The sequence below is a fragment of the Thermococcus sp. PK genome (assembly GCF_000430485.1).
Lineage (GTDB): Archaea > Methanobacteriota_B > Thermococci > Thermococcales > Thermococcaceae > Thermococcus_A > Thermococcus_A bergensis.
Genome location: NZ_KE387150.1, coordinates 617,937 through 625,877, shown reverse-complemented (window position 1 = coordinate 625,877; position 7,941 = coordinate 617,937). Strand labels below are relative to the sequence as shown.

General features: G+C 43.8%; 10 protein-coding genes. 6 read left to right on the top strand and 4 right to left on the bottom strand.

The window, feature by feature from the left end; translation table 11 throughout:
• From THEPK_RS11650 to THEPK_RS11640, 3 genes are all read right to left on the bottom strand, one after another.
• A partial coding sequence (locus THEPK_RS11650; RefSeq protein WP_052315962.1) for an MBL fold metallo-hydrolase occupies positions 1-1,038 on the bottom strand: 1,038 nt, incomplete at its 3' end.
• Positions 1,039-1,049: 11 nt separating this feature from the next.
• Complete coding sequence (locus THEPK_RS11645; protein WP_042702155.1) at positions 1,050-1,991, bottom strand: type I restriction endonuclease; 942 nt, start codon at positions 1,989-1,991, stop codon at positions 1,050-1,052.
• Between the two features lie 15 nt (positions 1,992-2,006).
• A complete protein-coding gene (locus THEPK_RS11640; protein ID WP_042702153.1) occupies positions 2,007-2,546 on the bottom strand; it encodes an NYN domain-containing protein in 540 nt (179 codons plus the stop codon).
• 107 nt (positions 2,547-2,653) lie between these two features.
• On the opposite strand from THEPK_RS11640, the gene THEPK_RS11635 reads away from it, so the two are divergent.
• Positions 2,654-3,145, top strand: coding sequence for a hypothetical protein (locus THEPK_RS11635; RefSeq protein ID WP_156882199.1), 492 nt, complete (start codon positions 2,654-2,656; stop codon positions 3,143-3,145).
• Complete coding sequence (locus THEPK_RS11630) at positions 3,126-3,503, top strand: hypothetical protein (protein WP_042702150.1); 378 nt, start codon at positions 3,126-3,128, stop codon at positions 3,501-3,503. Before THEPK_RS11635 ends, THEPK_RS11630 begins: the two co-directional genes overlap by 20 nt.
• 84 nt (positions 3,504-3,587) lie before the next feature.
• Here THEPK_RS11630 and THEPK_RS11625 read toward each other — a convergent pair whose 3' ends face one another.
• Entirely contained in the window at positions 3,588-5,078 is a 1,491-nt protein-coding gene (locus tag THEPK_RS11625; protein WP_042702148.1) for a hypothetical protein, read from the bottom strand.
• A 72-nt stretch (positions 5,079-5,150) separates the two neighbouring features.
• Between THEPK_RS11625 and THEPK_RS11620 the strand changes: the two genes are divergently transcribed.
• The 4 genes from THEPK_RS11620 (at position 5,151) to THEPK_RS11605 (ending at position 7,407) form a co-directional block, all read left to right on the top strand.
• Complete coding sequence (locus THEPK_RS11620; protein WP_042702146.1) at positions 5,151-5,420, top strand: hypothetical protein; 270 nt, start codon at positions 5,151-5,153, stop codon at positions 5,418-5,420.
• A gap of 155 nt (positions 5,421-5,575) precedes the next feature.
• Entirely contained in the window at positions 5,576-6,466 is an 891-nt protein-coding gene (locus THEPK_RS11615; RefSeq protein WP_042702365.1) for a transcription initiation factor IIB, read from the top strand.
• Positions 6,467-6,501: 35 nt separating this feature from the next.
• Positions 6,502-6,924 (top strand): hypothetical protein, encoded by a 423-nt coding sequence (locus THEPK_RS11610; RefSeq protein ID WP_052315961.1) that lies wholly within the window; start codon positions 6,502-6,504, stop codon positions 6,922-6,924.
• A 51-nt stretch (positions 6,925-6,975) separates the two neighbouring features.
• A complete protein-coding gene (locus THEPK_RS11605; protein ID WP_042702143.1) occupies positions 6,976-7,407 on the top strand; it encodes a hypothetical protein in 432 nt (143 codons plus the stop codon).
• Positions 7,408-7,941: the final 534 nt, after the last annotated feature.

The window sequence follows — 7,941 nt, the reverse complement described above, 5'->3', positions numbered from 1 at the left end:
AAGCCCAATGGCATGGAGAAAGTACGCATCCTTTGTCGTGACGACAAGTTCCCGCCCCGTCTCCTCGGCGATCCTCTTGAAGCTCTCCAGCCTCTCGAAGTTCCTCGCCGAGAAGTCGGCTATCACGAGGCCTCTTGCCTCTTCTACAATCGCTTTAGCGTTCTCGTAAACTTCCTTTTCCGAGACGTTTTCGTCATGCCCTCTTCCTGCTCGCGTGCCTTCAGTGATTAGAACGCTCGCACTCTTTGCGGCTTTTACGAACTTTTTGCTTTCTTCTCCGTTCTTACCGTGGAGTCTGAAGTCGCCCGTGTAGGCGAGTGCCGTGTTGCCTTCAACAATGTATGCTGCGGCGCCATAAATGGAGTGATCCACCGAATAAGCACGAACTTCAAAGCCTAGTTCGCTTTTTTGGAGATGCTTGATCTCTCCTAGCTGAATTCGCTTCACGTTGCCTTTTGTGGCTAGTTCAACGTTCGCCCGCCAGTTTAGGAAGTTTAAGGCCTCCTCGGAAAGTTCTTCCGTAAGAATCATGTCCCTACTTGGGTAATGTTTGATCTTCTTGTCCTTCTCTAGAACGTATGGGTTCGCTTCGCTTGGTTTTTTGGGAGTGTAATATGGAAGCTCCATCCCCATGTGACTTCCCTTCGAGGTATCCCTAAGGGCCTTGAGAATCACAACTGTCATGAGAGAGCCAACGATTGGAATGTTCTCGTCCAGCAGTGCAATGTTTCCAACATGATCAAGGTGGGCGTGGCTTATCAGGACGGCGTTTACAGGGATTTTTGGATGTTTGGCAACTTCACCAGCAATATCCAAGGGGATTAGATCCTTCCTGTAAATGTTGAGCCTAGGTATCAGGTTTAGCCTCCAGAGGTCATGAATTCCCCTTGAGGGTCTTTCGCTTATGAACTCCTGGTAATAATGGGAGTATTTTGCAAAGTTCATGCCAAAGTCCAGGAAGAGGCCGTTTCCGTTCTCTTGAATATGTATCTTTGAGCCACCGATGGTGGTTGCCCCATCATAGATTGTAATCCTCATCCCAGAACCCCCTAAGCCCTCTTCACGACCTTAACAGCAATTTTGACTCCTGTCTTTCTTTCCAGTTCTTTGAGCTTTGAAACTGCTACACTACCGTTTTCTGGCCTGTAAACATGCCAGGGACTGACCACGTCAGTGTACTTGGGATTCCTTACGTATGTTGTTTCCACATAGGTTGGGATGTAGAGATCCTGGAAACCATGCTCCCACAGAAACTTCACGGCAGTGAACAAAGACATGGCCCACGCGTTTCTCTCTACTGGCAGTTCATGCCACTGACCGTTATGATAAATGTAAAGCTCGAGTATCCTCGGTCTCCCCGATAGTTCCTCAGGTGTTAGTTCATCCAGAAGTTTAGCTCCTTGTGGAAGTCCGGCTGGCTGGGAGACAAGCGATTGGGTTGGGATACCGCTAGTTTTGTCTTCTACCTGTTTTAGCTTTTCGAGTTTTCTCCTAACTAACTCCTTGAAATCACTCCGGGTTAAGGTCTCCTTGGACAGAAGTTTTAGTTTTTCAAGTGCAGCTTCCTCATTTAGATCTATCGTGAGGAGAATCCGTTCTTCTAGACTTGTACCGCTCTCGTAAGCGTTGAGCACAACCCAGCGAATACCATTGGTGAGGATTCCAATATCAATACCTTCCGTACTACAGTACATTAACAGCTGGTGGAGTGCCCCTTTGTCTGTAAAAACGTCAACTCCAAGGCTTTTCGCCTCAAGGTATGCTATTGTTTTTCCGTTTACTCTCAGAGAGTAATCTGCGCGGTAGTAGCCGTAAGGGCCGCGTACTCGCTCCTCTGGCATGACTTCAGGACTAAAAACGTCCCAGTCCAAAGCGTTCAAAACTGGGAGTATTAAGTGTTGCTTTGTGGCCTCCTCGTTGAAACGATATGTGGATTCTCCAGACTTCGCAAGGTCAAGAACTCGCCTAACTACATGCCCAAGTTCTTCCATATGGCACCACCCCCATTAAATTGTAACTTGCTTAACACTATTAAAGTAGTTGTCTCCAAAAGACTCATCGAGTATGCTGAATCCGAGCAGATCTATTACCTCATACCTTTTCTGGATAATATTTGCTGTACTGTCCAGAAAAGCCGCAAAAAGAACTTCCTTTCCAAGCTCTTTTGCCTTATCTGCAAGAGGTATGAAGTCCCTGTCTCCTGAAACAATTACAATTGCATCGACTGTCGGCCTCTCGTAAAGTATTTCCATACCCTCTACTATCATCGTCGCATCGGTCGTGCTTTTTACCCCATTTTCATTTTTTGTAGACTCTGAGAGGACAACCCTGATACCCATTTTCTCCAGGTTGTTTATGACGTGGGGATTGCTGAGAACGAAGGGATTTGCATAAATCCTAGCTATTATGACGTCATAACCGTGGGCTTTAAGATACTCAAAGAGCCCCTCCCAGTCTAAATCCTTGTCGAGCAATACTCTCCTGGCAAGGATGTTCTGGAGTGCCATCACAACATTTTCCCCATCAATCAACACAGCTGCTTTCATGGCAAACACCTCTATGTAATATTACTGGGGGAGATTTCGTAATATTATTGATCTCCCCATTGTAATATTAGATGCCAAAGTATTTAAGCTTTTCGGTTAATAGGGGCGTGTTTATAGTAACCTTTATTAGGGTTTTTGCTGAATTCTTTCAGGTGGTTGCCGTGATCCCCAGATGGGATCACAGACTCAAAGACCCTGAAAGCGTAGCATTCGCAATTCTTGACGTTTTAGCAGACTTCGAATCAGAAGGAAAGCTGAAGAACCTGCCAAAATCCAAAAAATTTCCAGTAAAAACAATACTGGCAATACTCCTCTTTAAACAATACTACAACCTACCCCTCAGAGACGCCCAGCACTACGGCAGAAAATTCTTCGGAGCAAACATTCACTACTCAACCCTCCACAACTGGGAGAAAAAGCTGAACCTCGAAGAACTGACAAACCACCTCCTGAAAAAACTCCAGAAATTACCCTACGCCAGCACTCAAGCAGACTCAACCATTATCACAAATAAAAAAGGACAGGATAGAAGTTCAGGCAATAACGAGAATCCTGCCGGGTTTACTGTATCCGGTTGCTGTGAAGATCACAACTTCTGAGAACGAGCTGATTGAACTCCTGCTGGAGGGTTCTGGGAATTTTTATGCTGATGGGGCTTATGATTCAAAGAAAGTTCTGAACACTGTGGTGGAAAAGGGTTATCGGCCGATTGTTAAGAAAACTAAGAACCCTCCAGGTGGTTTTGGTAGTAAGAGGAGAGACAGAGTGTTTTCTGAAGAAGAGTACAGGCATAGGAATCCTCATGAGGGGTTCTGGGGTGCGTTTACAACGTGGTTTGGCAGTAGGATCCCCTGTTTTCTGAAAAAGACTACTGTAACCCGAATCCTGCTTGGGGTAATGTGTTATGGTCTGAAAATCCTCCTCAGAGTCAAATACTGTTTAAATAACAGGGGGTGAAACTAAACACGCCCCGGTTAATAGTAGTTGAGCTACGGCAAATACCTTTTACAGGCCCAGACACGAATAAGAAAAATAGAAAAATTAGAGCTGTTCTTCAAGAATGAGCCCCTCTAGAATCTCTTTTATCGTCTTTCCACTGAGTAGCTCGAGTATTCTGACAAGTGGCTTTGGAAATGTGGTAGTGAAAACTTCAGAGGGCTTCGAAAATGCTGAAAGCAGATCCTTACCCCCTTCTTGCCTGTACAGCAGGTACTCCAAGAATACATCTATCCCTTTAGCAACGCTTAAAACTTCCAGTACATTTTCGTCAATTTCTCCGCACTCGACTTTAGCCTTTGCTTCCATAACTTTCTCTTCACTTAATCTTACTGCCTCATAGTATGCATCTTTAACAATGTTCTTTAGCCTCTCAAAGTTTTCATTGAGCTCATTTTTGCTGGCTTTTTTCTTGAGGATTATCCCATTCATCCTGAGCTCTCTTTCCGAGAAATCCATTTTAAACAATGGTAGGGGATAATCCTCAAAACAGTATGGCAAGAACCGAGCATGGACAAATTCCTTTCCTTCTTCCGGATAAATAAATGGTTTGATGCCTTCCCTGAACAGGGTCTCTATCTCTTTTTCGAACTTACCGCAGAAAATGCTCTTGTAGTCCTCAAGAGTTAAAGCTTCCCCCACCTCAAGTTTTTTTCTTATTTTCTCAATAACAGATGGGCAGTTCACAAACGCATCAAAGAGAATCATCCGGTGGAATTTCAGCACTAACTCTGCTGGAAACTCCTGGATTGCTTTTATTGGGTATTCAAATACAACATAACGGAAATCAAGAGTGTTCACTTCTGGCCCTATCCGAAGGAATATCCCGTTGTCATCTTTAAAAACACCTATGTACGTGTAGAAGAACGCTTCTGGAGTCTCAAAGTCGCTAACAACATTTTTCTCGAAGAGCAAATCTACGAGTTCTTCTGGAATATTTTCTTGCCGAGCATAAGCTTTTACCAAATGTTTCAGGAAGTAATGGATGTGCTTTAAGTCAGAAATGCCTATTGGTTCTTCATGTTCATAAATTAGCATGTATTTTCTTCCTACCTCATCTTCATCGAACGTCTTTCTTTCCTGTAGTTCTTTTAGATTGTTAAGGGACTTTCTAATTAAGCGATAGGCTCTAGGATCCACTACTCCTGATTTATTGAGGTCTTCAACAAGATTCTCGGTGGCATTAATTAAGAGTCTCCTGAGGACTGCCGAGGGTGAATTTTCGTACTTAAGCGCTAGGGCATAAAGCTTTACCCATAACGGAAACGAGATCCTAACAGAGAGAAGCTTTGGTGCGAGGCTTCTTTCAAGCTCTCTTAGGTAGTCTCTTTTTGAAGCTTCTACAAGTTCTTTAGCCTCAGCAAATTTTCCTTCTTTCACAAGTTCTGAAACAACCTGCTGAACTTTCTCTTTTTCAATAAATATTGGCTTCTTTGTCTCGAAGTCATAATAGGGAATTTTACCCACCAAGGCAGCAGCGTACTCCATGTCCTGCAAGTTTTTGTAATTTAATAATTTAATGTCTTTGTATTGCATAGCTTACTCACCAAATGTAATTTAACAGAAAAGTATTTAAACTTTGCTGGGCCTAATTTAGTGGGTGGTCGGGTGGTTGTAGCTAGGGTCCTTAAACCTTCCGAAGTTAAGTCTTCTTATTCGAACTGGGCCGAGATTCTCTATGAGACTGGCTGGTGGTTTGATGAAGGGGAGATCGTTGTCGTTGAGCAAGAAAATAAAGCAGATGAATTGAAAACCCTCTTACATGAAATTCTTGAGTTCTACCTCGAAAAATACTTTACAGTGCCTCACGAAACAGCACACCAATTGGCCCTCAATCTCGAATCTTTCATTGAACTACTCCTAAAAAGTTTGCAATAATTTTTCATCACTGGGATCTATTACTAATATGTGGAATATCACAGTAATGTTACAGCGGAATTCCCTGCAGTTCTTGGTAAGAAATTCAGCATGACGGGCTCTGCAGTAGAACTCTTAACGAGCCCGGAGGTGGTTGGTTGATAAATCTTCCCGATTTGAAAAAATGCCCCTATTGTGGGGCTTCCACCTTCTCCTACGACCCGGAGCATGGAGAAGTCTTTTGCACATCCTGTGGCACGGTACTATCATACAACCTCGTCGATCCCAGAGAGGAAACCCGAATATTTGAGCCATCACAGAGAGAAAAACGGAAGAGGACAGGCTCCCCAGCAACAATCTTGCTCCATGACAAGGGCCTCTCGACGGATATTGGAATAGACCGTTCTCTCACTGGACTCATGCGCGAGAAGATGTACAGGCTGAGGAAGTGGCAGTCCCGCCTCAGGGTGAGCGACGCCGCCGAGAGAAACCTCGCCTTCGCCCTGAGCGAGCTCGACAGGCTTGCGAGCCACCTCGCCCTTCCGAGGCACGTTGAGGAAGAGGCAGCCAGACTTTACCGTGAGGCGGTGAGAAAGGGCCTCATCAGGAGAAGGTCAATAGAGAGCGTCATTGCAGCCTGTGTTTACGCCGCCTGCAGGCTTTTGAAGATCCCGCGCACTCTCGACGAGATCGCCGAGGTCTCCAAGGTGGACAAGAAGGAGATAGGGAGGAGCTTCAGGTTCATAGCGAGACACCTCAACCTAACCCCCAAGAAACTCTTTGTGAAGCCAACTGATTATGTCAACAAGTTCGCGGACGAGCTTAATCTGAGCGAGAAGGTCAGGAGGAAGGCGATAGAGATCCTAGAAGAGGCTTACCAGAGGGGGCTAACGAGCGGGAAGAGTCCGGCTGGTCTTGTGGCCGCGGCCCTCTACATCGCAAGTTTAATGGAAGGTGAGAAGAGAACTCAGAGGGAAGTCGCGGAAGTGGCGAGGGTCACAGAGGTTACCGTAAGGAACAGGTACAGGGAGATCGTGAACAAATTAGAACTGAAGCTTCCGATTTGAAATTTTCATTATTTTCGTGACTGGAGGTGGATGATATGGTTACGAATATGGGGGTCGAGATGCGGGAAGATGTTAGGGTGTCTTATGTCATTCAAACCGTAGTGGTGAACAACTGGGCTGGAGTTGTAGCAGAGATAGTTATCGAGAAGAAGAATGCTCCTAAATGGGAACTGGAAGCGGTGAAGAGTATGGAGGCTGAATACATTGGTAGTCTCGGTGGTAAGTTTGAGATAAGAGATGTGTCTGTTAACGAAAGAGTTGGTTCGTACGTGATTAAAGCGGAGTATTCTGGATATCACCCTTCCGGAGTCCCGGTCGAGAGAATAAAAGACACAATTATTGAGGAGTTACTTAAGCTTAGGTTCAGATCTCCGGAAACGAATGAGGACTGGATTGAAGATACATTCGAGGATTTTGACCCCTGGGAATACTGGGAGTTTGTTGAATGGGAGGAATAAAATAAAGGTTTTTATGTTTTAACGGAAATACACATTATGGAGGTTTGGAGAATGAAGAGGATTACTATTGATATGGTAAAAAATGATGAGTTTGGAGAGGGATATGTGTATGGTGTTGAATACACGGAGTATGAAGAGGATGGCGTTGAGATAGTTAAATACAATGTGTATGGCAAATATTTAATGGTAGATGTAGAGGATTGGATTTTGGAGTTGTTTGAGGGCGAGAACTGGGAGAAAGTTAAGCAAATAATGTTGGATTTTGATATTGTTCCGACGGATTTGAAGGTGGATAAGGAGAATAGGAAGGTTATGTTCAATTTTATGATGAGCGGTGAAATGATAACATTTGGTGCGGGTGTTGATATAAGGTCGAGGGAGTGGTGGAATGATGTTATTGGGATGAAGTTAGAAGATATTTGGATGACGGTTCTTTCGGAGTTTGGTCTTTGGGATAAGATGAAAGAAGGTGATAAAGAATGATTGAGATAGAAGAACAATCTGGCCTTAGGATTCTCGGAGTCTTTCAATTTCTAAACTAGTATTAGTATTCACTCACAAAGATTGCGATCGCTGGCCAAAAGAAAAAGATACATCACTCGTCGTCTGCGCATTCTTCAATCAACTTATCGAGTTCATTGCAAGTCTCTCTCCAATTTAAGGTAAACATATCATAAACTAGTTCTGTGAGATCCTTTAACGTTTTTATCTCTCCACGCTGCATTTTTTGCTTAAGGAACTTATTAAGCGTTTCATATTCTGGATCATACTCTTCAAAATATTCACAAATGTAGTAGGGTATGATGCCAACGTGTTAGTGAACGCTTCAATTACTAATTCTGTTTGAAAGTTCCAATATTTTCCTGTTCAAGTCATTGATCTGATCTTCAAAATTTGGAAACAGCCAAGAGCGAAGATATTCTCGTGTCTTTCCAATCAATGCCAATCCCCCAATAACTAAAACTCAGAAATTAAAAATTAAATGTTGATGGTATCATAAAGAAAAAATGAAAAAAC

Bases quoted from the DNA above. Each gene is read 5' to 3' on its own strand.
- THEPK_RS11625 (WP_042702148.1), bottom strand. From the start codon at position 5,078: ATGCAATACAAAGACATTAAATTATTAAATTACAAAAACTTGCAGGAC.
- THEPK_RS11640 (WP_042702153.1), bottom strand. From the start codon at position 2,546: ATGAAAGCAGCTGTGTTGATTGATGGGGAAAATGTTGTGATGGCACTC.
- THEPK_RS11605 (WP_042702143.1), top strand. From the start codon at position 6,976: ATGAAGAGGATTACTATTGATATGGTAAAAAATGATGAGTTTGGAGAG.
- THEPK_RS11645 (WP_042702155.1), bottom strand. From the start codon at position 1,991: ATGGAAGAACTTGGGCATGTAGTTAGGCGAGTTCTTGACCTTGCGAAG.
- THEPK_RS11610 (WP_052315961.1), top strand. From the start codon at position 6,502: ATGGTTACGAATATGGGGGTCGAGATGCGGGAAGATGTTAGGGTGTCT.